Origin of the sequence: Micropruina glycogenica (assembly GCF_900289045.1) — a bacterium.
Taxonomy (GTDB): domain Bacteria; phylum Actinomycetota; class Actinomycetes; order Propionibacteriales; family Propionibacteriaceae; genus Micropruina; species Micropruina glycogenica.
In genome coordinates, this window is sequence record NZ_LT985188.1 from 1,008,118 (window position 1) to 1,029,190 (window position 21,073).

General features: G+C 68.3%; 23 protein-coding genes. 13 read left to right on the top strand and 10 right to left on the bottom strand.

Translation table 11 applies throughout. The features are described 5' to 3' along the window. Positions 1-17: 17 nt before the first annotated feature. The gene (gene map / locus MPLG2_RS04725; RefSeq protein ID WP_269459170.1) at positions 18-815 is read right to left on the bottom strand and encodes a type I methionyl aminopeptidase; all 798 of its coding nucleotides are present in this window, start codon (positions 813-815) and stop codon (positions 18-20) included. Positions 816-915: 100 nt separating this feature from the next. After that, the gene (locus MPLG2_RS04730) at positions 916-2,454 is read right to left on the bottom strand and encodes a UDP-N-acetylglucosamine 1-carboxyvinyltransferase (RefSeq protein ID WP_408632049.1); all 1,539 of its coding nucleotides are present in this window, start codon (positions 2,452-2,454) and stop codon (positions 916-918) included. A 109-nt stretch (positions 2,455-2,563) separates the two neighbouring features. On the opposite strand from MPLG2_RS04730, the gene lpdA reads away from it, so the two are divergent. Further along, on the top strand, positions 2,564-3,961 hold the full coding sequence (gene lpdA, locus MPLG2_RS04735) for a dihydrolipoyl dehydrogenase (protein ID WP_105185149.1): 1,398 nt from the start codon (positions 2,564-2,566) through the stop codon (positions 3,959-3,961). A gap of 227 nt (positions 3,962-4,188) precedes the next feature. Here the strand turns inward: lpdA and fmdA are convergent, their stop codons facing one another. Continuing rightward, a complete protein-coding gene (gene fmdA, locus MPLG2_RS04740; protein ID WP_105185150.1) occupies positions 4,189-5,439 on the bottom strand; it encodes a formamidase in 1,251 nt (416 codons plus the stop codon). Positions 5,440-5,579: 140 nt separating this feature from the next. After that, positions 5,580-5,867 carry an FmdB family zinc ribbon protein gene (locus tag MPLG2_RS04745; RefSeq protein ID WP_105187470.1) on the bottom strand — a complete coding sequence of 96 codons (288 nt, stop codon included), beginning with the start codon at positions 5,865-5,867 and terminating at the stop codon, positions 5,580-5,582. 273 nt (positions 5,868-6,140) lie between these two features. Here MPLG2_RS04745 and MPLG2_RS04750 point away from each other — a divergent pair, with 273 nt between their 5' ends. Then, positions 6,141-7,136, top strand: a complete 996-nt coding sequence (locus MPLG2_RS04750) for a hypothetical protein (RefSeq protein WP_197710087.1) — start codon at positions 6,141-6,143, stop codon at positions 7,134-7,136. A 10-nt stretch (positions 7,137-7,146) separates the two neighbouring features. Here the strand turns inward: MPLG2_RS04750 and MPLG2_RS04755 are convergent, their stop codons facing one another. Together MPLG2_RS04755 and MPLG2_RS04760 are read right to left on the bottom strand one after the other, a co-directional pair. After that, entirely contained in the window at positions 7,147-8,508 is a 1,362-nt protein-coding gene (locus tag MPLG2_RS04755; RefSeq protein ID WP_105185152.1) for an MFS transporter, read from the bottom strand. Beyond that, complete coding sequence (locus tag MPLG2_RS04760; protein WP_105185153.1) at positions 8,501-8,959, bottom strand: GNAT family N-acetyltransferase; 459 nt, start codon at positions 8,957-8,959, stop codon at positions 8,501-8,503. The genes MPLG2_RS04755 and MPLG2_RS04760 overlap by 8 nt, the downstream gene beginning before the upstream one ends. A 291-nt stretch (positions 8,960-9,250) precedes the next feature. Here MPLG2_RS04760 and MPLG2_RS04770 point away from each other — a divergent pair, with 291 nt between their 5' ends. From MPLG2_RS04770 to MPLG2_RS04785, 4 genes are read left to right on the top strand one after another with little or no spacing between them, the layout of a single operon-like run. Continuing rightward, positions 9,251-9,841, top strand: coding sequence for an LppU/SCO3897 family protein (locus MPLG2_RS04770; RefSeq protein ID WP_158680880.1), 591 nt, complete (start codon positions 9,251-9,253; stop codon positions 9,839-9,841). Positions 9,842-9,885: 44 nt separating this feature from the next. Continuing rightward, the gene (locus tag MPLG2_RS04775) at positions 9,886-10,542 is read left to right on the top strand and encodes a M15 family metallopeptidase (protein WP_173909597.1); all 657 of its coding nucleotides are present in this window, start codon (positions 9,886-9,888) and stop codon (positions 10,540-10,542) included. Positions 10,543-10,587: 45 nt separating this feature from the next. Further along, positions 10,588-11,607: an LLM class flavin-dependent oxidoreductase gene (locus MPLG2_RS04780; RefSeq protein ID WP_105187472.1), complete on the top strand. Its 1,020-nt coding sequence runs from the start codon at positions 10,588-10,590 to the stop codon at positions 11,605-11,607. A 5-nt stretch (positions 11,608-11,612) separates the two neighbouring features. Continuing rightward, entirely contained in the window at positions 11,613-11,972 is a 360-nt protein-coding gene (locus tag MPLG2_RS04785) for a tetratricopeptide repeat protein (RefSeq protein WP_105185156.1), read from the top strand. 24 nt (positions 11,973-11,996) lie between these two features. On the opposite strand, the gene MPLG2_RS04790 is transcribed toward MPLG2_RS04785, so the two are convergent. Together MPLG2_RS04790 and MPLG2_RS04795 are read right to left on the bottom strand one after the other, a co-directional pair. Continuing rightward, positions 11,997-13,331 (bottom strand): dihydrolipoyl dehydrogenase family protein, encoded by a 1,335-nt coding sequence (locus MPLG2_RS04790; protein ID WP_105185157.1) that lies wholly within the window; start codon positions 13,329-13,331, stop codon positions 11,997-11,999. Positions 13,332-13,440: 109 nt separating this feature from the next. Beyond that, complete coding sequence (locus MPLG2_RS04795) at positions 13,441-13,704, bottom strand: GlsB/YeaQ/YmgE family stress response membrane protein (RefSeq protein ID WP_105185158.1); 264 nt, start codon at positions 13,702-13,704, stop codon at positions 13,441-13,443. Between the two features lie 157 nt (positions 13,705-13,861). Here MPLG2_RS04795 and MPLG2_RS04800 point away from each other — a divergent pair, with 157 nt between their 5' ends. From MPLG2_RS04800 to MPLG2_RS04825, 6 genes are all read left to right on the top strand, one after another. Continuing rightward, complete coding sequence (locus MPLG2_RS04800) at positions 13,862-14,533, top strand: hypothetical protein (RefSeq protein ID WP_158680881.1); 672 nt, start codon at positions 13,862-13,864, stop codon at positions 14,531-14,533. Next, positions 14,530-14,952 (top strand): hypothetical protein, encoded by a 423-nt coding sequence (locus tag MPLG2_RS04805; RefSeq protein WP_105185160.1) that lies wholly within the window; start codon positions 14,530-14,532, stop codon positions 14,950-14,952. The genes MPLG2_RS04800 and MPLG2_RS04805 overlap by 4 nt, the downstream gene beginning before the upstream one ends. Then, positions 14,931-15,518, top strand: a complete 588-nt coding sequence (locus MPLG2_RS04810) for an HD domain-containing protein (RefSeq protein WP_158680882.1) — start codon at positions 14,931-14,933, stop codon at positions 15,516-15,518. The genes MPLG2_RS04805 and MPLG2_RS04810 overlap by 22 nt, the downstream gene beginning before the upstream one ends. Before the next feature lie 70 nt (positions 15,519-15,588). Next, a complete protein-coding gene (locus MPLG2_RS04815) occupies positions 15,589-17,046 on the top strand; it encodes a DHA2 family efflux MFS transporter permease subunit (protein ID WP_105185162.1) in 1,458 nt (485 codons plus the stop codon). Positions 17,047-17,137: 91 nt separating this feature from the next. Then, positions 17,138-17,986 carry a polyphosphate kinase 2 gene (gene ppk2, locus MPLG2_RS04820; RefSeq protein WP_105185163.1) on the top strand — a complete coding sequence of 283 codons (849 nt, stop codon included), beginning with the start codon at positions 17,138-17,140 and terminating at the stop codon, positions 17,984-17,986. 74 nt (positions 17,987-18,060) lie between these two features. Further along, a complete protein-coding gene (locus MPLG2_RS04825; protein ID WP_231935811.1) occupies positions 18,061-18,720 on the top strand; it encodes a response regulator transcription factor in 660 nt (219 codons plus the stop codon). A gap of 60 nt (positions 18,721-18,780) precedes the next feature. Here MPLG2_RS04825 and MPLG2_RS04830 read toward each other — a convergent pair whose 3' ends face one another. Continuing rightward, complete coding sequence (locus tag MPLG2_RS04830) at positions 18,781-19,404, bottom strand: L-threonylcarbamoyladenylate synthase (protein ID WP_105185164.1); 624 nt, start codon at positions 19,402-19,404, stop codon at positions 18,781-18,783. A gap of 65 nt (positions 19,405-19,469) precedes the next feature. Here MPLG2_RS04830 and MPLG2_RS04835 point away from each other — a divergent pair, with 65 nt between their 5' ends. Beyond that, positions 19,470-20,606, top strand: coding sequence for a MalY/PatB family protein (locus MPLG2_RS04835; protein ID WP_105185165.1), 1,137 nt, complete (start codon positions 19,470-19,472; stop codon positions 20,604-20,606). Here MPLG2_RS04835 and MPLG2_RS04840 read toward each other — a convergent pair. Beyond that, positions 20,591-20,995 carry a pilus assembly protein TadG-related protein gene (locus tag MPLG2_RS04840; RefSeq protein ID WP_105185166.1) on the bottom strand — a complete coding sequence of 135 codons (405 nt, stop codon included), beginning with the start codon at positions 20,993-20,995 and terminating at the stop codon, positions 20,591-20,593. The two genes, MPLG2_RS04835 and MPLG2_RS04840, sit on opposite strands and share 16 nt — an antisense overlap. Positions 20,996-21,073: the final 78 nt, after the last annotated feature.

Below are 21,073 nucleotides of genomic sequence, written 5' to 3' on the forward strand. Positions count from 1 at the left end.
GAACCGCGCGGCGTCGGTTACCGCGCCGTCATCACGATCGGGTCGCCGTCGGTGATGGCGATGGTGTGCTCACTGTGCGCCGTGCGTGAACCGTCGGCGCTGCGAATGGTCCAGCCATCGGGGTCCATCACGATCTGATCGGTGCCGGCCATCAGCCACGGCTCGATGGCGATCACCAACCCCGGGCGAAGCGCGAAGCCCCGGCCGGCACGGCCGTCGTTCGAAATGTGCGGGTCACCGTGCATGGTGCGGCCCACCCCGTGGCCACCGAACTGGGTGTTGACGCCGTAACCGTATTCGCGGGCCGTCGCCCCGATGGCGGCGCTCAGGTCGCCGACCTTCTTGCCCGGACGGGCCACCTCGATGGCCCTTGCCAGCGCCACCTCGGTGGCCTCGATCAGCTTCAGGTCCTCATCGCGCGGGGTGCCCACCACCACGCTGAGCGCCGAGTCGCACACCCACCCGTCGACGCTCACGGCGAAGTCGAAGCTGACCAGGTCGCCGTCGCGCAGCTTGTACGTGTGGGGCAGCCCGTGCAGCACGGCGTCGTTGACGCTGGTGCACAGCACCTTGCCGAACGGCCCGCGGCCGAACGACGGCGCGTAGTCGATGTAGCACGAGGTGGCGCCGCGCTCACGAATCATGTCGTGTGCGAGCGCGTCCAGGTCGAGCAGGTCGACCCCGACGGCGGCGACCTCAGCAAGCGCGGTCAACACCTGCGCCACGAACGCCCCGGCTGGACGCATCTCGGTCAGTTGAGCGGGGGAGAGCAACTCGATCGGCACGCGCAGCAGCCTAGTGGTGCGTTCTGCCAACCAAGTCACCTTCGCGGCGCATGGGCAGGCAACCCGCGGCGTTGCACTCAGTCGAGATACCACCCGGTATTGCGGTGTGCGCCGGAATGATGGGGGCCGCTCAGTCGCGAAACACCTCGATGTGGGCGCCCAGTGCGTTGAGCCGGTTGGGCAGGTCTTCGTAGCCCCGGTTGATCACGTACACGTCGCGCAGCACCGACGTGCCGCGAGCCGCCAGTGCCGCCAGCAGCAGACACACCGCGGGCCGCAGCGCCGGGGGACAGATGATCTCTTGCCCGCGCCACCGGGTGGGGCCGGTGACGATGATGCGGTGCGGGTCGAGCAACTGCACCTGAGCACCCAGCTTGGTGAGTTCGACCAGGTGAATGGCGCGGTTCTCATACACCCAGTCGTGAATCATGGTCTGCCCGTCGGCGACCGCGGCGATCACCGCGAAGAACGGAAGATTGTCGATGTTCAGCCCGGGGAACGGCATCGGGTGAATCTTGTCTGAGTTCGCGTGCAGCTTCGACGGGTACACGGTGATGTCGACCAGCCGGGTGCGTCCGTTCTGGGCCGGGTATTCGGGCGACAGGTCGTAGCGCAGCCCCATCTCGGCCAGAATCGCCAACTCGATCTCGAGAAACTCGATCGGGCAGCGCTGAACGGTGAGCTCAGATCCCGTGACGATCGCGGCGGTGAGCAGGCTCATCGCCTCGATCGGGTCTTCGGACGGCGCGAACGACACGTCCGCGTCGATCACGGCCAGGCCGCGCACCCGCAGGGTGGTGCTGCCGATGCCGTCGATGCTCACCCCGAGTTCCTGCAAGAAGAAGCACAGGTCTTGCACCATGTAGTTGCTGCTGGCGTTACGGATCACGGTTTCGCCCGGGTGGCGGGCGGCCGCCATGAGGGCGTTCTCGGTGACCGTGTCGCCGCGTTCGGTGAGCGTGATCGAGCGGGGCGCGAACGGCTCGAGCGGGTCGACGTGGGCGTGGTAGGAGCCCTCGGTGGCCTTGATGTCGAGGCCGAACTGGCGCAGCGCGTGCAGGTGCGGGGTCACTGTGCGGGTGCCCAGGTTGCAACCGCCGGCGTACGGCAACTCGAACAGCAGCTCGTCGTGCAGCAGTGGGCCGAGAAACATGATGATCGAGCGGGTGCGGCGGGCGGCGTCCTCGTCCATGTGATCGAGGCGCAACCGCCCCGGACGCACGAGCTCGAGCTCGCTCTTGTCGGGCGACCAGGTGGCCCGCACGCCGATGCTGGTGAGCACCTCGAGAATGCGGTTGACCTCTTCGATCTGCGCGATGCCCCGCAGCACCGTGCGACCCCGGTTGAGCAGCGAGGCGCACAACAGTGCCACCGCCGCGTTCTTGGACGAGCGCACGTCGATCGCCCCCGACAGCTTGGTTTCGCCGCGAATGCGCAGGTGCAGGGCGGCGCCGGCTGGCTCCGGCTGCTCGAGGGCCTCGGCGATGCGGTTGACCAACTCGATCGACAGCTGGCGGTTGCCCTCTTCGACGTCGTTGATGGTTTCGGGCGAGGTGCCCAACTCGTCGGCCAGTTCCTGCTGGGTGAGACCGCGCTGCCGACGCGCGTCGCGAATGAGGTAGCCGACACGGGTTGGGGAGAGCTCTGCCACCCGGGCAGCATAAGCCATGCGCCGGCGGCGGTTCGGCCACCCTCAGGCCACTAGGGGTGTCACCGCCAGGCGGACGCGGACGGGCACGGGCTGAAAACTCACCGGTTCACCCACTAGGGTGCTGCGTATGAGCGCACACTACGACGTCGTTGTCCTGGGCGCCGGTCCGGGCGGCTATGTGGCTGCCATCAGGGCCGCGCAGCTTGGCCAGAAGGTGGCCATCATCGAGAAGCAATGGTGGGGCGGTGTGTGCCTCAACGTGGGCTGCATTCCCACCAAGTCGTTGCTTCGCAACGCCGAACTGGCCCACATCTTCACCCACGACAAAGACCTGTTCGGCATCGAGGGCGAGGTCACCTTCAACTTCGGCAAGGCGTTCACCCGCAGCCGCGACGTGAGCAACCGCATGGTCGGCGGCATTCACTACCTGATGAAGAAGAACAAGATCACCGAGTACAACGGGTGGGGCACGATCGTCGACGCCAAGTCGATCGAGGTGAAGACCGACACCGGCACCGAGGTGGTCACCTTCGACAACCTCATTCTCGCCACCGGCTCGACCACCCGCATGATTCCCGGAACGTCGCGCAGCGAGCGGGTGTTCACCTACGAAGAGCAGATTCTGTCTGACAACCTGCCCGAGTCGATCATCATCTGCGGTTCGGGCGCCATCGGCACCGAGTTCGCCTACGTGCTCGCCAACTACGGCGTCAAGGTCACCATCGTCGAGTTTCTCGACCGCATGGTGCCGCTCGAAGACCCCGAGATCTCGCGTGAACTGGCCAAGGCCTACAAGAAGATGGGCGTCGAGGTGCTCACCTCAACCAAGGTCGAGGCGATCGAAGACACCGGCTCGGGCGTCAAGGTGACCGTCAGCCCCGCCAAGGGCGGTGACCAGAAGGTGCTCGAGGCCGACCGGGTGCTGCAGTCCATCGGCTTCGCGCCCCGCACCGAGGGCTACGGGCTCGACAAGCTGGGCCTCGAACTCACCGAGCGCGGTGCGATCAAGATCGACGACTACATGCGCACCAACGTGCCGGGCGTCTACGCCATCGGCGACGTCACCATGAAGCTCGCGCTCGCCCACGTGGCCGAGGCGCAGGGTGTGGTGGCCGCCGAGACCATCGCCGGCGCCGAGACCATGCCGATCAACTACGACATGATTCCCCGAGCCACCTACTGCCAGCCGCAGATCGGTTCGTTCGGCTACACCGAAGAGCAGGCCAAAGAGCGCGGGTACGACGTCAAGGTGTCGAAGTTCCCCTTCAGCGCCAACGGCAAGGCGTGGGGCCTGGGCGACGCGACCGGCTTCGTCAAGCTGGTGGCCGACGCCGAGCACAACGAGATCCTGGGCGCACACATGATCGGCCCCGACGTCACCGAGTTGCTGCCCGAGTTGACCCTGGCCCAGCAGTGGGACCTGACCGCCGACGAAGTCGGACGCAACGTGCACGCGCACCCGACACTGTCCGAGGCGCTGAAAGAGGCCGTGGAGGGCATCTCGGGGCACATGATCAACTTCTGAGCTGGGGCGCGTCCGCACAACCGATGCCGGCACCAGTGTCTGGTGCCCTGTTCGTGATCTGGTGCCGTGTTATTGCACGGCACCAGTTCGGTTTCACGGTAGTTCGGACGGATGTCGGCATCGGTTGATCGTCACCAGCGAGACCCACCGCTGGCACTCACTCTCAGGGAGCGTGCGGACGGGCCGCCGAGAAACTGTTCTCGGCAGGCCCGTCCGTTGTAGTCAGATCACGCGGACGCCTTCGGGGCACCCATGCCCGGATCGATCTGGTACGGCCCCGCCGCCGACGGCCTCACGTCGAAGTCGAAGATCGCGGTGGGAATGTAGACCGTCGAGCACGAGTTCGGAATGTCGACCACGCCCGAGAGCCGCCCCTCGATCGGTGCCGAACCCAGCAGCAGGTAGGCCTGCTCGGGCGCGTAGCCGAACTTGGTCAGGTAGTCGATGGCGTGCAGGCAGGCCCGCTGGTACGACAGGTGCGAATCGAGGTAGCGCTGCTCGCCACCCAGCGTCACCGACGTGCCCGAGAACGCGATCCACTCGCTGTACTGGGGGTCGACGTTGCCGGGAATGAAGATGGCGTTCTCGGACACACCGTAGGTGTCCATGCCGCCCTTGATCAGATCGACCCGCAGATCGACGAAGCCGCCCATCTCGATGGCGCCGCAGAACGTGATCTCGCCGTCGCCCTGCGAGAAGTGCAGGTCGCCCAGTGACAGGTTCGCGCCGTCCACGAACACCGGGTAGAACACCCGCGTGCCCTTGCTGAGGTTCTTGATGTCTTGATTGCCGCCGTTCTCGCGCGGGGGAGCGGTGCGAGCGGCCTCGCCGCCGACCCGACCCCATTCGCCGCGGTCGAGTCCGCCCAGAATGGCGTGCTCGGCCTCGGGCGGCAGCGCCAGCGGCGGCACCCGGTCGGGGTCGGTGGCGATCAGCGCACCTTCGCGCTGGTTCCACTTCGCCAAGAGCGCAGCCGACGGCGCGGTGCCCATCAGGCCGGGATGGATCAGGCCGGTGTAGCTGACGCCCGGCACGTGACGAGAGGTGGCGACCTGGCCGCTGAAGTCCCAGATCGCCTTGTAGGCGTCGGGGAACTGTTCGGTGAGAAAGCCGCCGCCGTTGCGGGTCGCGAAGATGCCGGTGTAGCCCCAGCCCTGGCCGGCCAGCGGGCCCTCTTCTTGCGGAATCGGGCCGACGTCGAGAATGTCGACGATCAGCAGGTCGCCGGGCTTGGCGCCCTCGACGGCGAACGGGCCGCTGAGGGTGTGCACGGTGAGCAGGGGAGCGTCCAGGATGTCTTGCGCCGAGTCGTCGTTCTTGATCGCCCCGTCGAACCATTCGCGGCAGTCGACCCGAAAGCTGTCACCGGGTTTGACCGTGGCCACCGGCGGAATCTCGGGGTGCCATCGGTTGTGGCCGAGTTTCTCTTGTTCGGTGAACTTCTTGGACGAGTCCAGAGGAAAGATGTTCTCCGGCATGGTTGGGGCTCCTTACTGGTAGGGGGTACTGCGGGCTGAAGGGGTACTGCGAAACAGGGTGCGAACAAGAGGGGACGAGGAACGTCGGGGGTGCACGAGTGGGTCGGCTGACCCGTCCCGCCGCCGGCGGGACCTGCCCATCAGGGCCGCGGCAGCTTCGCGTGCAAAGGGTTGTGGGTCACCCGCTGGGTGCGGGTGCGTCCAGACTTGGGCAGGCTGGTGACCACGGGGGGCTCGTGCGCAGAGCGCGCGGCCGAATCGATCACCCGAAAGGCCGACGTGCCCGCCGCCGACAGGTGCGGCGTGGTGATCACCCTGGTCGCCTCGGCGCCGCACTCGCGGCACACGGTCTGCGCGGGTACCTCTGCCATGCGAAACGTGGCATCGAACAGGCACCCGGCCTCGCAGCGAAAGCTGTACGTGGGCATGAACTCAGCCACCTCTCGGGGTCGGGCTCGGCGCCGATGGAGCCACGCATCGCCACTTTGCCATGCACCCAGCCGGCGCGCTTGGCCAGGTTCGTGACGCTATCGCCCGAGGCCGTGAGCGTCAACGGTTGGGCCCCGAACCGTGGGCCGGGCTGGTGCGTGGGGCACCTCAGCGGTAGTCGAACCGGACGCCGGGTGAACGGTTGGTGACGATCGGCAGAATCGCCCGCGGGTGAGCTTCGGGTGCGGTGCCGGTGTTGGCACAATGGGCTGATGCCTTCCCGCTACCGCTTCACCGTGCTCGCCCTCGCGCTGGTGGCGGCGTTGAGCGGCTGCAGCTCGGCGAACCCGTCGGCGCCGGCCTCGACCCCGGCCGGCAGCGCGTCGAGCTCTGCACAGCCCAGCGCGTCCACCCCGGCGAGCATCAGCCCCACCCCGTCGCCGTCCACGAGCTCGCAGCCACCGGCCGCGAGCGAGCTGCCGCGAGGTGGACGTGAGGTGTTCCCGACCTATCGGCTGTTCGGCTACTCGGGTTACCCCGGTGCCCCGGGCCAGGGACGGCTCGGCATCGGTTCGCTCGACGCGCGGATGGCCGAGATCGAGAAGCGCGGCAAGTCGTGGACGGGGGGCCGCAAGCTGCTGCCGGTCATGGAGTTGATCGCGGTCACCGTGCACGCCAGCCCCGGCAAGGACGGAATGTACCGCACGCGAGCGCCCGAGGCGGTGATCAAGCGCTGGCACGACGCAGCGGTGAAGCACAAGGCGATGCTGCTGCTCAACATCCAGCCCGGCCGGGCCGACTTCATCGACGAGGTGAAGCACTTCGAGAAGTGGCTCAAATACCCTGACGTGGGCGTGGCGCTCGACCCCGAATGGGCGGTCAACAAGGGCCAGATTCCGGGCCGGTCGTTCGGCAGCACCACCGGTGCCGAACTCGACCAGGTGTCGCGGTATCTGTCGCAGGTGGTCGAGGCGAACAACCTGCCCGAGAAGGTGATGCTGTTTCACCAGCTGCACGTAACCATCGTGAAGAGCCCGAAGGCGCTCAAGCAACACCCGGGTGTGGTGCCGATCAACTCCGTCGACGGCATCGGCTCGCCGGCGCAGAAGATCGCCACCTACAAGGGCGTGATGAAGACCCGGCCCAGCTACGTGCACGCCGGCTTCAAGATCTTCTTCAAAGAAGACGTGGCCACCGGCAAGCGGCTGATCACGGCCAAGGACGCGCTGTCGCTGAAACCGCAGCCGGAGTACATCCTGTTCGAATGAGTCGGCGGCCTCAGGCGGGGTCGTCGCGTGCGCGGCGGGATCGTCGGGCTGCCGCCAGCACGGTGGCAGCCAGTGCGACACCGGCCAATACGACGAACACCAACTGCAGTGCGCCCACCGGCGTCCAACCCTGACCGTGCAGCGCCGAGTAGAGGCCGCCGGCGAGCATCGCCACCCATGCCGTCGCCGCCGTTTCGGCGAAGGCGATCAGCGTGCCGACGGTCGCGGCCGGTCGGCCGGTCGAGAAGGGTTCTGAGCTGAGCAGGGGATAGGCGGCACCCATGCCCACGCCGCCCAGCACGGCCCCGGCGATCGTCGTTGTGACTCCTGCTCCGCCACCGACCATCAGGGCCGCGATCACCAGCAGGCAGGCGAACAGCACCAGGCCCGGGCCCAGCACCGCACGATCAGGACGGGCTTTCGGCTGCGGTTCGAGACCCACGAGCGACCAGGCCAGCAGGCCGCCGGTCAGGGCCGCCGACGACACCAACACGGTTGAGCCGAGACCCTCGATGATGGTCAGCGAGAGCAGCTCGTAGACACCGAAGAACGCCGCGCACAGCAACGCGAACGCCAGCAGCGGCCGGGCCTCGCCCGGCATTCCCCGCACGAGGAACACCGCGATGGCGACACCGCCGGCGACGATGCCGCACAGCAGCGCGACCAGGCCCAGGCCGGACGGGCTGGCCGACCCCCACGAACCGATCCCGAGCGCGACCGCAACGCCGACGCCGACCCGGGCGCTGACCGTGGTGGGCTCGGCTTGGGGGCGCCAGGGGAGTGCGCCGACGGTGAGACCGATCAGGGTGCGTCCGATCACCACCAGCACCGCGGGCCAGCCGATCGCCCAGCGCCAGCCCACCCAGTCGGTGATCACGGCGTTGAGCGGCGGGCCGAGCACCGACGGCAGCAGCCAGATCAGCGCGTACAGCCCGAACACCCGCGGCCGTTCGTGCTCGTCGAACAGGGCTCCGATCGCGCCGACGCCGAAACCGGCGAGCAGCCCGGCGGCGATGCCGCGCACCACCGTTCCGGCCAGCACCCAGCCCATGGTGGGTGCGAACACCGCCAACGCGGCGCCGACCACGTACAGCGCGGTGGCCACCACGAGCACCCGCAGCGGCGGAACGCGCTGCAGAATCGGCGCCGTGAACGACAGCATCAACACCGCAGCCACCGAACCGGCGGCCAGCGTGGCGCCGAACAGGGCGAAGCCGTCCAGGTCGCGCGCCATCACCGGCAGTACGGTGCTGTAGGCGATGCCCTGCATGGCACCGGCGAACTCGGTGAGCAGCAGGGCCATCAAGAACCGTCCGCGGCGTCCGTGCAGCACGGCCGCCAACCCGGTGTGCCGACTTACGGAGTCATGCATCGAACCAGTGTTCGAATGATGGGTGGTTCGCGTAGTCGGTGCCGTAGTCCGCGCGGTAACCGAGGTGCTGATAGAAGGCGATGGACGACGGCGCCGCCTGCCACTCGAGGTGTTTGACCTGCCGGCTGCGGCACCAGACCACGATGGCTCGATGCAGGCGCCGGCCCAGGCCGCTCTGACGATGGTCTTCGCGCACGAACAGGTCGTGTAGCCGCGCGGTGGTCCATGAGTGCCGCAGCGTCGGCCCGTAGTCCTGGGCGTGCGCGTAGCCGACCAGCACGCCGTCATGGTCGGCCACCACGACGCAGTGACGCGGGTCGGCGACCAGTGCGGCGATGCGTTCGGCGTGCGAGGCCAGCGATTGGGGGTCGGCGGTGAAGAGGCCGAAGTCGGCGGCCAATTGGGCCATTTCAGCGACGTCATCGTCGGTCGCGCGGCGAATCGCCAGCATGCGATCAGCCTAGCGGCCCGGTGGAACCAGGGGTGCCTGAATCAAGCCGTACTCGACCTACGGCGAACGCCTCGAAAGACCGTCGTCCAACGCGAAACGATTTGTCCGATAAGCAGCATTATGTCAACACGCGCGAACGGGCACGACCCCTGTCATGGCTGCCCAAGGTGGGCGCGGGCAGTTCTCCCCTGCCTGCGAGGTCGTCCCGTACGCCGTCCGGCTGGCAAACTGGCAACCCTGGCAGACTGACCCGAAACCGTCCAGTTCGAACGCTGAGACAAGGATCACCCCATGAGCGCGAACCAACCTCCCGAGAACAGCCCGCAGCAGGGCGGCAACCCGCAGAACGTGCCCGGTGCAACTCCCGAGCAGGGTGTTCCGCAGCAGCCGGTGCCCGGCCAACCCGGCGCGAATCCTGCTGGTGAAGCCCCGCAGTACGGCGCTCCCGGTGCCCCGCAGTACGGCGCTCAGCCCCAAGGCGCTCCCCATGTGGGCCCCGACGGCCAGCCGCTGCCACCAGGCGCCTACCCGCCGGCGGGCGGCTTTCAGCCTCCGGCTGCAGCACCGGCCAAGAACAACAACCTCAAGCGCATCATCACCTCGGTTGCCGTGATCGCCATCTCGCTGATCGTGGTGTTCGTGGTACGCGGCTTCAGCCAGATCAAGGTCGACGACTGCGTCAAGCAGGTCGGCACCGACCGGGTCGAGAAGGTCGACTGCACCAGTTCGGAGGCCAAGTTCAAGGTGCTGGGCATCAAAGAGGGCGTCAGCCAGGCGGGCGCGCGTCTGAACGCCTGCGACGCCTGGCCCGATGCGACCAGTATCTACTGGACCGGCCGCACCTCGGCCAGCGGCACCGCCTATTGCCTCAAGGGGCTGTGAGCGGCTTGCGCTCGTGAGCCTGGCGGCTCTGCCAGACTTGGCCGGTGCAACCCGGCATCGTGCTGATCAGCGACCCGCGTGTCACCAGCACGCCGGTGATCGACAACGGTGACCCCCTGGTCGACCTGCGCGGCCTGGCCAGGGTGCGCATCGACACTCGCAAGAGCGACGTGTCGAACGCGTGGCACCTGGCCCGTCGCGGTCTGGCCGACCGATTGGCTGCCGCAGCCCTCGCCCTGCCGGACGGCCTCGACCTGCTGATCGTCGAGGCGTACCGCTCCCCTGCCCGCCAACTGCACTACTGGAACCACTACTGCGCGCAGTTGCACGACCACTACCCCGATCTCTCCCCCGAGTTGCTGTACGACCTGGCCAGCCGATGGGTCGCTCCGCCCGACGTGGCTCCGCACAGCACCGGCGGAGCGGTCGACCTCACCCTCTGCGACGCCGCCGGCGTCGAACTCGACCTCGGCACCCCGCTGGACGCCACACCCGAACAGAGCGACGGCGCCTGCTACACCGACGCGCCACTCCCCCAGCTGGCGGCCGCCAACCGTGCCGTGCTCGTGCACGTGCTGCGTGCAGCCGGACTGGTGAACTACCCCACCGAGTGGTGGCACTGGTCGTACGGCGAGCGCTACTGGGCCTTCAGCGCCGGTGCCGACCACGCCGTCTACGGCCCCATCGAGGCGCTGGAATAACCACGCCTGAAAGTTGTTGAAACGACAACTAAATCAGGAGTGATGATGACCAAGAAGATCGGCTTTCTGTCGTTCGGCCACTACCGCGACGTGGCCGGCTCGCGGGTGCGCACCGCCGGTGACTCGCTGCGGCAGCACATCGACCTCGCAGTGGCCGCCGAGGCGGCCGGCCTCGACGGTGCGTGGGTGCGGGTGCATCACTTCGACCACAGCCTGGGCGCGCCGTTCCCGCTGCTGTCGGCGATGGCCGCGCGCACGTCGACCATCGACGTGGGCACGGGCGTGGTCGACCTGCGCTACGAGAACCCGCTGTACATGGCCGAAGAGGCCGGCGCCACCGACCTGATCAGCGCCGGACGACTGCAACTCGGCATCAGCCGCGGATCGCCCGAGCCGGCTGCCGACGGGCAGGCCCGGTTCGGCTACGAGTTGGCCGAGGGTCAGGACTGGTCGTCGCTGGCGCGGGGACGGGCCGAGGTGTTCCGCAACGCGATCGCCGGACGTCCGGTGGCCCGCTCGCAGCGGGCTCTGGCGCGCGGCGGCGAGGCGGACCTGCCGATTCAGCCGCTGTCGCCCGGGCTACCCAACCGCATCTGGTGGGGTGCGGCCACCCAGGCTTCGGGACGGTGGGCCGGCGAGCAGGGGTACAACCTGCTGTCGAGCACGCTGCTGCTGGCCGACGACGGACGGCCGTTTCACATTCAGCAGGCCGATCAGGTGCGGGCCTACCGGGCGGCACTGGCCGAATCGGGGCTGACCACCGGCGGGCAGGCCGCGGTCACTCGCAGCGCCTTTCCCATCACCACCGACGAAGACAACGCGTTCTTCGGCCTCGATCGGGGCGGCACCGACTCGGCCGGCATTCTCGACGGGTTGCCCGCCCGTTCGGGCCCCACGTTCGCCGGCAGCATCGACGAGGTGGCGTCCGCGCTGGCCGCCGACCAGGCGGTGCAGGCGGCCGACTACGTGCTGTTCGCGCTGCCGTCGATGTTGGGCGTCGACTACAACGCCCATCTGTTCGAGAACCTGGCCGCGGTGGCCCGTGAGCTGGGCTGGAAGGAGTGAGAAAGATGACCACCACGACCGACATCACCCTGTACGACTGGCAGGCGGCCCTGCTCGCCTTCAACACCCGCGACTACCGCACGGCGGTGCAGCGCTTCGAGAAGGTGCTCGAGGCTCAGCCGGGCCACACCGATGCGCGTGAGTACCTGGCGCGGACGTACTACCTGCGGGCGTCGCTGCCGCTGGCCGAACGCGAGGCCCGCACGATTCTCGAGGCCGACCCGACCAACGAGTACGTCACCCTGCTGCTGGCCAGGGTGCTCGAACGGCAGAGCCGCCACGACGAGGCGGCAGCCGTGCGCAAGGTGCTGGTCGCCCTGACCGGCGACGAGCGGCACGGCCCGACCCATCAGGCGCTGGCCTGACCAGCGACAGGTCGGCCAACGGTCTCAGTCGAGGGACGCTTCGAGCAGCCGCAGCCACACCTCACTGGCGGTCGGAAAGCTCGGCACCGCATGCCACAACTGGTCGAGCGTCATGCGGCCGACCACGGCGACCGTGGCGGCGTGCACCAGTTCGGCGACCTCGGGCCCCACGAAGGTGGCGCCCAGCAGCCGTCCGTCACCGGCCACCACCAGCCGCGCCTTGCCCTCGGGGTGGTCGACCAGCAGGTTGACCCCTGAGGCCGAGGTGATCGGCACGTCCAGCGCGTAGGCGCCGGGTTCGTCGGCCCGGGCCTGCTCCAGCGTCGGGCCGACCGCGGCCACCTCGGGGTCGGTGAAGATCACCTGCGGCACCGGAATGTGACCCGGTGCCGACGGCACCGGAACGCCCAGCATCTCGTCGCGCAACCGCCCGCCGAGCAGCCGGGCGCGGTACTTGCCCCAATGGGTCAGCGCCGGCTCGCCCGACACGTCGCCCACCAGGTGCAACCAGGCGGGACGCTCTTGGCCCGGCAACGCCTCGGTGTTCAGTCGTCGTCCGGTGGCGACCAGCACTTCGTCGAACTCTTCCCACTGGTCGTCGCCCTGCAGCCGGACGGGGCCTCCGTGCAGCCGTCCGAGCCCGTCGTTGAGGTCGCCCGGACGCTCGGCGGCACCCACGCTCACGCCCAGCCGCACGTCGATGCCCTGGCGACGCAGACCCTCGAGCACGAGGTCGGCGGCGAAGGGCTCCACCCGATCGAGCAGCGTGCGGCGCACGAACATGGTGACCGAACTGCCCAGCGCCGCCAGCCAGGTCGCCGCCTCGCAGGCCACCACTCCCCCGCCGACGATGGCCAGCCGCTCGGGTATGTCGACCACTCCGGTGGCGTCACGGTTGGTCCACGGGCTCACCGGCGCGAAGGCGTCGGGAATGGCCGGCGAACTGCCGGTGGCGACCACCACGGCGTGCCGGGCCGTGAGCGTGCGATCGCCCACGCTCACCTGACGCTCGCCGGTGACCCGGCCCTCGCCGCGCACCACGTCGATGCCGACCGATTCGGCCCAGCCGGCGCCGCCACTGTCGTCGTAGTTGCTCACCCAGTAGTCGCGGCGGGCCAACAGCGCGTCGGGGTCGATCCTCGTGGGCCGCAGCCCCTGCAGGTCGGCACTGACGGCGGCAACGGTCGGGGGTCGCAGCAGTGCCTTACTGGGAATGCAGGCGTAGAACGAGCACTCGCCGCCCACCAGTTCACGCTCGACCAGGCAGGCGGTGCGGTCGGTGCCCCGCACCGCGTACTGGGCCGCGTTCTCGCCCACCGGGCCGGCACCGATCACGATCACGTCGTATTCGTCGGTCATGGCGCCATGCTGGTGCGCCACGGCACCGACCGCAAGCGTTCGACGACGTCCAGGTGAACATGCGAAGCGGCCGGCACCCCACAGGGTGCCGGCCGCTTCGACCAACGGGTCAGGCTGATCGACGGCCGGTGACCATGCCGACGATCCAGAGCAGCAGCACCGCCCCACCGATGGCGGTGAGCATGCTGAAGATCCAGCCCCCGCCGCCCACGCCGAAGGCGGTGAGAATCCACCCGCCGAGCAGGCCGCCGACGATGCCGACGATGATGTTCATCACGATGCCCATCGAGGCATCGGTCTTCATGATCTTGCTAGCGATCCAGCCGGCGATGCCGCCGAAAATGATCCAACCCAGAAATCCCCAACTCGGCATGTCATTGCTCCTTGTCTAGAGGTCGATGTAGCGGTTCAACTGTAGGTCGGGCAGTGCCTCAAACGCCGTAGGGGATGCCCTGGGTCGTCCACTCAACCCTTTGGGGTGCACTCTCGGGGTACTGGACGGGACAAGGTTCAGGGTGCACACTTAATGAGTGTCGATGAAGCCTGATGACTTAAGCATCTGGGCGGTGGTGACCGCCGACCAGCGCAACAGCCGTCGCTCGGTCGATCGGGTACCAGAGGCTCTGGAGGCCCTGCAGTCCGCCGTGGGCGACCGGTTTCGGCTCACCTTCGAGCGAACCGCCGGTGATGAAGTGCAGGGCCTGACCGGCGACCCGGGCGCGGTGGTGGACGCCGTGCTCACCCTGACCAGACTTCCCGACTGGCACCTCGGCATCGGCCTGGGGTCGGTGGAACTGCCGCTGCCGGGCTCGACCCGTGAGGCGCGCGGCCCGGCCTACCTGGCCGCCCGGGCCGCGGTCGAGCAGGCCCGCAGCGCCCCCGCGCATCTGCGGCTGCTCGGCCCCGAGACCACGGACGCCGGAACTGTCGGTGCCGGCTTCTATGGTGAAGACGTGGTGCAGCAGGCCGAGTCGGCCCTGGTGCTGTTGCGCGCACTGGTCAGCCGACGCACCCCCGAGGGTTGGGAGATCATGGACGTTCTGAACGAAACCGGTAGCGGAGCCGCAGCATCGGCCCGATTGGGCATCAGCCCGTCCGCGGTGTCGCAACGGGCGACGCGCTCAGCCAGGCGCGAAAGCGAGCTCGGTGCCGAGCTGTGCCGCCGGCTGCTCGCGCGGGCCATGGGTGTGGCGGCGTCATGACCGTGCTGCTGGTGATCGCGAAGATCGTCATCGTGCTCGCGCTGGGGGCCGTTGCGGTGCTGCTGGGCGGTCGAGCCGTCACCCGGGTCTTTCGGCTGGCCGAGCGCACCCGGGCCACCGAGTTGCCCGAGCAGAACGGTGCACTCGAAACCGTGGCGCCGCTCACCTACGCCGCCACCTACCTGCGTGGTGGCGAATGGATCGGCTACCTCGAACGACTGGCCGTGTTCGGGGCACTGCTGGTGGGCTTTCCCGAAGGAATCGCCGTCGCCATGGTGGTCAAGAGCTTCGCGCGCTACCCCGAAATCAAGGCCAGCAGTACCGGTGCCGCCGAACGGTTCATCATCGGCACCTTCGTCAGCGTGCTGTTCGCCAGCGCCTGTGCCCTGGCGGCGGCATGGTTGATTCGGCTGTTCTGAGCCGGCTCGGCTGGCCGCTGCCGGGGCATCAGGCACTCGCCGCCGACCTGCTCGCCCGGTGGTCCGAGCCGCACCGCAGCTATCACGACCTGCGGCACCTGGGCGAGTGCATCGAGGCTTGCGAGTCGCTGGGCGGCGGCCGCGCCGAAGCCCTGGGCCTGTGGTTCCACGACGCCGTGCACACCGGCAACCCCGGGCCCGACGAGGCCGCCTCGGCGGCACTTGCCGACCACCTGCTCACTCCCCTGCTGTCTGCGCCTGACGTGGCCGAGGTCGTCCGGCTGGTGCTGGTGACCGAGCACCACGTGGTGCCACCCCACGATCACCCCGCCGCCATCGTCAGTGACGCCGACCTGTGGGTGCTGGGTGCCGACGCCGCCCGGTACGCCGAATCGGTGGCCGACCTGAAGGCCGAGTGCGGTCTGGGTGCACAGGCGTGGGCGGTGACGCGCCGTGGGCAGTTGCTCCGTCGCCTGGCTGCGCCGATCTATGCCACCGAGCGGGGACGGCTGCGCGAACCCGCGGCCCGGCGCAACCTCACCGCCGAACTGGCGGGCCTGCGATGACGCCGATGATTTGGCGGGGCCGCGGGCACAGCCGTAGCGTGAACCCTTCGCCACGACGAAGGGGGGTGCCATGGCCCAGCCGACCACAGCGACCGTCGACCAGCACTGGCTGAGTGCACGCGACCGCTCGGTGATCGCCATTCTGCTCGTCTCGACGTTCGTGGTGATCCTCAACGAGACCGCCCTCAACGTGGCGCTGACCTCGATCATGGCCGACTTGGCTGTCGACGAACGTGACGTGCAGTGGCTGACCACCGCCTTTCTGCTCACCATGGCCGTGGTGATTCCGATCACCGGCTGGCTGCTCGAACGCATCCCCACCCGATCGGCGTTTCTGCTGGCCCTGATTCTGTTCACCACCGGCACGCTCATCTGCGCAGTGGCGCCCGTGTTCGGCCTGGTGCTGGCCGGACGCATCGTGCAGGCCAGCGGCACGGCCGTCATGCTGCCGCTGCTGATGACCACCGTCATGCAGTTGGTGCCGCCCGCCCACCGCGGCGCGATCATGGGCAACATCTCGATGGTCATCTCGGTCGCTCCGGCCATCGGCCCGACGATGGCCGGCCTGGTGCTGCACGTCACCACCTGGCGCGGCGTGTTCGGCCTGATGGTGCCGATCGGGTTGATCATGCTGGCCATCGGCGCGTGGCGCATGGTCACCGTCAACGAGCCGATGCGGGTGCCGCTCGACGCCTGGTCGGTGCCGCTCACGGTGCTGGGCTTCGGCGGCCTGGTCTACGGGCTCAGCCTGATCGGCGACGCCACCGTGCCGCGGGTCGAGTTGATCGCCTCGTTCGTGGTGGGGGCACTCGCCTTGGCGGCATTTCTGTGGCGCCAGCTCGCCCTGGCCCGCGCCGGCCGTGGGCCTCTGCTCGACCTGCGCGTCTTTCAGCAGTCGGCCTTCACCGTCAGCGTGATCGTGATGGCGCTGGCCATGATGGCGCTGTTCGGAACCATCATCATTCTGCCCCTGATTCTGCAGCGGGCGCTGCACCTCGACCCGCTCACGGTCGGGCTGATGCTGCTACCCGGCGGTCTGTTGATGGGGCTGCTCGGCCCGGTGACCGGACGGCTGTTCGACCGCGTCGGCCCGCGGCCGTTGATGCTGCCCGCCAGCGTGGTGATCGCTGGAGTGTTCTGGCTGCTGTCGACCATTCAGCTCAGCACGCCGTGGTGGCTCGTGGTGGCGGCGCACATGGCGATGAGCGCCTCGTTCGCCTTCATGTTCACTCCCCTGTTCACCATCGCCCTCGGCTCGCTGCCCAAAGACCTGTATTCGCACGGCTCAGCCGTCGTGGGCACCGTGCAGCAGGTCGCCGGCGCGTTCGGTACGGCGGTGTTCGTCACCGCCATGGCGTCACAGTCGGCGGCGGCGCAGGCGTCCGGCACCCCGGTCGAGGCAGCTCTGCTGATCGGCTCACGGGTGGCGTTTCTGGGGGCGGGCGCGGTGTGGACGCTGGCGATCATCGCCACCCTGTTCATCAGGGCGCCCGAATTGAGCGGCGACGAGCCGACGATGCACCACTGAATCGAGCGGTGAAACCGCTTGCCGTTGGGTTCTCGACCGTAACCTGACGAATCGCTGGTGGGGGCGGCGCGATTGGTGCACGATTGCCCTCATGGCGAAACCTGCGAAGCTCGACAACGAGATGTACGAGGCCGAACTGCACCGGTTGCAGGCCGAACTGGTCGAGATGCAGGAATGGGTCAAGCAAGAGAACAAACGCCTCGTGGTGATCTTCGAAGGACGCGACGCCGCCGGCAAGGGCGGCGCCATCAAACGCATCACCGAGTACCTCAACCCCCGCATCGCCCAAGTGGTCGCACTGCCGGCGCCGACCGAGCGGCAACAGACTCAGTGGTACTTTCAGCGCTACATTCAGCACCTGCCCTCGGCCGGCCAGATCAAGCTCTTCGACCGCTCGTGGTACAACCGCGCCGGCGTCGAACGGGTGATGGGCTACTGCACCGCCGAGGAACATCGCCGCTTTCTGCGCCAGTGCCCGATCTTCGAGCGCATGCTGATGGAAGACGGCATCTTGCTGCGCAAGTACTGGTTCTCGGTGTCTGACAAGCAACAGGAGAAGCGGTTCAAGTCGCGGCTCACCGACCCGATGCGGCGATGGAAGCTCTCGCCCACCGACCTGGAGTCGCTGACCCGGTGGGAGGACTACTCACGGGCCAAGGACGAGATGTTCGTGCACACCGACATTCCCGAGGCGCGCTGGAACGTCGTCGAGAGCGAAGACAAGAAGCGGGCGCGCATCAACATGATCGCCCACCTGCTGTCGTCCATTCCCTACGAGAAGGTCGAGCGCACCCAACTGAAGCTGCCCAAGCGGCCGGCTTCGACCGGCTATCAGCGCACCGATCGCAACCTGCAGTACGAGGTGCCCGATCACGCCGCCGGCCTGACCAAAGAAGACGGCGCAGTGGTCTATGTCGACCCCGAAGATGACGACAGCTGAGCGGTAGGTAACATCGCACCCTATGGGTCACCTCACCCTGCCCTTTTGGGTGGTGCGAGTGGCACAATGTCTCGGTGCAGACTAAACGTCCGATTCGGGTGGCGCTGGTCAACGACTACGAGGTCGTGGTCGCGGGGTTGAACCAGATGTTCGCCAACTACACCGACCGCATCGAGGTCGTGAAACTCATCGCCAACCGCGAGGTGCGTGAACGGGTCGACATCGCACTCTACGACAGCTTCGGCCAGACCGCACCCGAGGCCGACTCCGTCGAGCGCGTGCTGCGCAACCCCCTGGTGAAGCGCACCGTCGTCTACACCTGGAACTTCCAGCCCGCACGGGTGAACCAAGCCACCCACGAGGGTGCATCCGGCTACCTGTCCAAGACGCTGCCCGCCCGTGAGTTGGTGGACGCCCTGGAGCAGGTGCACGCCGGCAAGTTGGTGGTCAGCCCCGTCCCCAGGGCGGCGAACCCGACCGGCGGCAACTGGCCCGGCCGTGAAGAGGGCCTGTCGTACCGCGAGAGCGAAGTGATCGCGCTGATCACCGAAGGTCTGTCGAACGCCGAGATCGCCACGACGATGTACCTCAGCCCGAACTCGGTCAAGAGCTACATTCGCTCGGCCTACCGCAAGATCGGCGTGGCCCGGCGCTCGCAGGCAGTGGCGTGGGGCATGCGGCACGGCTTTGCCGCCGACCACCTGCGCCTCGACCCCGACGACGTACCCGCCTGATCACCTCGATGGTCGAGCTCGTCGAGACGTCCGTCTCGAATGGCTCGACCGACCAGCCGCTCAGCCCTCGAACAGTTCAGGATCGCCAGACCCGCGCCGAATGATCTCGACCTCGTCGCCGGTCAGGTCGATCACCGTGGTCGGTTCGGTGCCGCAATCGCCCGAGTCGAGCACCGCGTCGAGGGCGTGCCCGATCTCGTCGTTGACCGTCCAGCCGTCCGACATCGGCTCGTCATGCCCGGGCAGCAGCAGGGTGCTCGACATCAACGGTTCGCCCAGCTCGTTCAGCAGCGCCAGCGCGGTGACGTGATCGGGAATGCGCACCCCCACGGTGCGCCGCTTGGGTTGCAGCATCACCCGGGGCGCCTCGCGGGTGGCCTGCAGAATGAACGTGGAGCCGCCCGGCGTGGCCGCCTTGATGGCCCGAAACACGTCGTTGCCCATCTGCACGTAATGCCCCAGTTGGGCGAAGTCGCTGCACACCAGGGTGAAGTTGTGCCGGGCGTCCAACTGGCGCAGGGCGCGAATGCGGTCGAGGCCCGCCCGGTTGCCCAGCATGCAGCCCAACGCATAACCCGAGTCGGTGGGGTAGGCGATCAACCCGCCGTCACGCAGAATCGTCGCCACCTGCCCCAGCGCGCGCGCTTGGGGGTTGTCGGGGTGCACGTCGAAGTACCGGGCCATCACAACACACGCTTTCTGGTCGAGACCGGCAACCCTGGGGCCGCACGAGCCGCAAGAATGCGGCCATGACGATCTTCTCGCTCACCGAGGCGGAATTGCGGCAACGACGCAGCCTGAAGTGGCGCACGTACGACTCCGACGTGCTGCCGCTGTGGGTGGCCGAGATGGACGCCGCGGTGCAGCCGGCCGTGCGCGCCGAACTCGACGCCGCGCTCGACCGTGGCGACACCGGCTACCCGTGGGGCACCGAGTACGCCGACGCGTACCGAGCCTCGGCGGCGACGCGGTGGGGTCTCGAGCTCGACCCGACGCAGGTGCGTCGGGGCGGTGACGTGATGAACGAAGTGCTGTGCGTGCTCGAGACCGTGACCAACCCCGGCGACGGCATCGTGATCACCGCCCCGGTCTACCCGCCGTTCTGGCAGGTCACCAGCGGCTACCGGCGGCACACGGTTGCGGTCGACCTGACCCCCGAGGGCCGGCTCGACCTGGCCGCCCTCGAACGGGCCTTCGCGGCCGACGACGTGACGGCCTTTCTGCTCTGCTCGCCGCACAACCCCACCGGCACCGTGCACACCGCCGACGAACTGGCCGCGGTCGCCGCGCTGTGTTCGGCCCACGGGGTGCGGCTGGTGGTCGACGAGATCCACGCGTGGCTGGTCGATCCGGGCACCACGTTCGTGCCCGTGCTGAGCCTGCCCGAGGCCCGTGATGCCGTGGTGGCGATCTCGGCCGGCAAGGCATGGAACCTGGCCGCGTTCAAGGCTGGTCTCTACGTCGGCGGCGAAGGTGCGTTGAACCTGCTCGACCACCTGCCGCCGCTCGCCACCCAGAGCACCGGGCACCTGGGTGCGCTCGCCCACGCCGCGGCCCTGCGGCACGAGCAAGCCTGGGTCGACCAGATGTGCGTCGAGGTGGCCGCCAACAAGCAACTGCTCAGCGATCTGCTGCACGCGCTGCTGCCGTCGGCGGAGTACCGTCCCGGGCCCGGCACGTACCTGGCCTTCGTCGACTGCACCGCCCTGGGGCTGGCGAACCCGGCGCGGCACTTCGAGCAGGTCGGCAAGGTGGCGTTCTCGCCCGGTCGGGCCTTCTCACCAGCGCACGATCAATGGGTGCGCATCAACCTGGCCACGTCGCCGGCGATCATCACCCAAGCCGTCGAGCGCATGGCCGCATCGCTTCGTCAGCCGAACAACTGAGCCGTGGCGCTGCCGTGCCCCTGCACGGTGCGAATGCCGATCAGGCTCAGAAAGACGGTGTCGACCTCGACCGCGGTAGTGACCTGCACGCTGCCGTCCGAGGCCAGCGACGCCGTGCCGCGCATACCGGTCTCGTCGGCGATCACCCGCTTGGCGGCGGCGACCGCTGCACCACCATCGGGACGCCGTCCGGCCTGACGTTGCGCAGCGGTGGTGTCGACGGCGGCCCGGGCCGCCGCCGCGGCGGCGAGTTCGGCGCGGCGGTCGGCCGCGCTCTTGCGCCCACCGTCGACCACCAGGCCGGTGACGAGCAGCAGGGCGACCACCACCACGACCAGAAACGACGACAACGCCTGGCCGCGTTCGCTGCGGGTGGTGCCGGGGTGCATCTGGTCAGTCTGCCTCGGAAGGCGTCGCCGTGGGGCGTTGTCCACAGGCGAATGCGCGCCACGCGCTGACATTCGGGC

Excerpts from the sequence above, each read along its gene's own strand:
- MPLG2_RS04730 (WP_408632049.1), bottom strand. The coding sequence starts at position 2,454 with ATGGCTTATGCTGCCCGGGTGGCAGAGCTCTCCCCAACCCGTGTCGGC.
- lpdA (WP_105185149.1), top strand. The coding sequence starts at position 2,564 with ATGAGCGCACACTACGACGTCGTTGTCCTGGGCGCCGGTCCGGGCGGC.
- fmdA (WP_105185150.1), bottom strand. The coding sequence starts at position 5,439 with ATGCCGGAGAACATCTTTCCTCTGGACTCGTCCAAGAAGTTCACCGAA.
- MPLG2_RS04745 (WP_105187470.1), bottom strand. The coding sequence starts at position 5,867 with ATGCCCACGTACAGCTTTCGCTGCGAGGCCGGGTGCCTGTTCGATGCC.
- MPLG2_RS04750 (WP_197710087.1), top strand. The coding sequence starts at position 6,141 with ATGCCTTCCCGCTACCGCTTCACCGTGCTCGCCCTCGCGCTGGTGGCG.
- MPLG2_RS04755 (WP_105185152.1), bottom strand. The coding sequence starts at position 8,508 with ATGCATGACTCCGTAAGTCGGCACACCGGGTTGGCGGCCGTGCTGCAC.
- MPLG2_RS04760 (WP_105185153.1), bottom strand. The coding sequence starts at position 8,959 with ATGCTGGCGATTCGCCGCGCGACCGACGATGACGTCGCTGAAATGGCC.
- MPLG2_RS04770 (WP_158680880.1), top strand. The coding sequence starts at position 9,251 with ATGAGCGCGAACCAACCTCCCGAGAACAGCCCGCAGCAGGGCGGCAAC.
- MPLG2_RS04780 (WP_105187472.1), top strand. The coding sequence starts at position 10,588 with ATGACCAAGAAGATCGGCTTTCTGTCGTTCGGCCACTACCGCGACGTG.
- MPLG2_RS04785 (WP_105185156.1), top strand. The coding sequence starts at position 11,613 with ATGACCACCACGACCGACATCACCCTGTACGACTGGCAGGCGGCCCTG.
- MPLG2_RS04790 (WP_105185157.1), bottom strand. The coding sequence starts at position 13,331 with ATGACCGACGAATACGACGTGATCGTGATCGGTGCCGGCCCGGTGGGC.
- MPLG2_RS04795 (WP_105185158.1), bottom strand. The coding sequence starts at position 13,704 with ATGCCGAGTTGGGGATTTCTGGGTTGGATCATTTTCGGCGGCATCGCC.
- MPLG2_RS04805 (WP_105185160.1), top strand. The coding sequence starts at position 14,530 with ATGACCGTGCTGCTGGTGATCGCGAAGATCGTCATCGTGCTCGCGCTG.
- MPLG2_RS04810 (WP_158680882.1), top strand. The coding sequence starts at position 14,931 with ATGGTTGATTCGGCTGTTCTGAGCCGGCTCGGCTGGCCGCTGCCGGGG.
- MPLG2_RS04815 (WP_105185162.1), top strand. The coding sequence starts at position 15,589 with ATGGCCCAGCCGACCACAGCGACCGTCGACCAGCACTGGCTGAGTGCA.
- ppk2 (WP_105185163.1), top strand. The coding sequence starts at position 17,138 with ATGGCGAAACCTGCGAAGCTCGACAACGAGATGTACGAGGCCGAACTG.
- MPLG2_RS04830 (WP_105185164.1), bottom strand. The coding sequence starts at position 19,404 with ATGGCCCGGTACTTCGACGTGCACCCCGACAACCCCCAAGCGCGCGCG.
- MPLG2_RS04835 (WP_105185165.1), top strand. The coding sequence starts at position 19,470 with ATGACGATCTTCTCGCTCACCGAGGCGGAATTGCGGCAACGACGCAGC.
- MPLG2_RS04840 (WP_105185166.1), bottom strand. The coding sequence starts at position 20,995 with ATGCACCCCGGCACCACCCGCAGCGAACGCGGCCAGGCGTTGTCGTCG.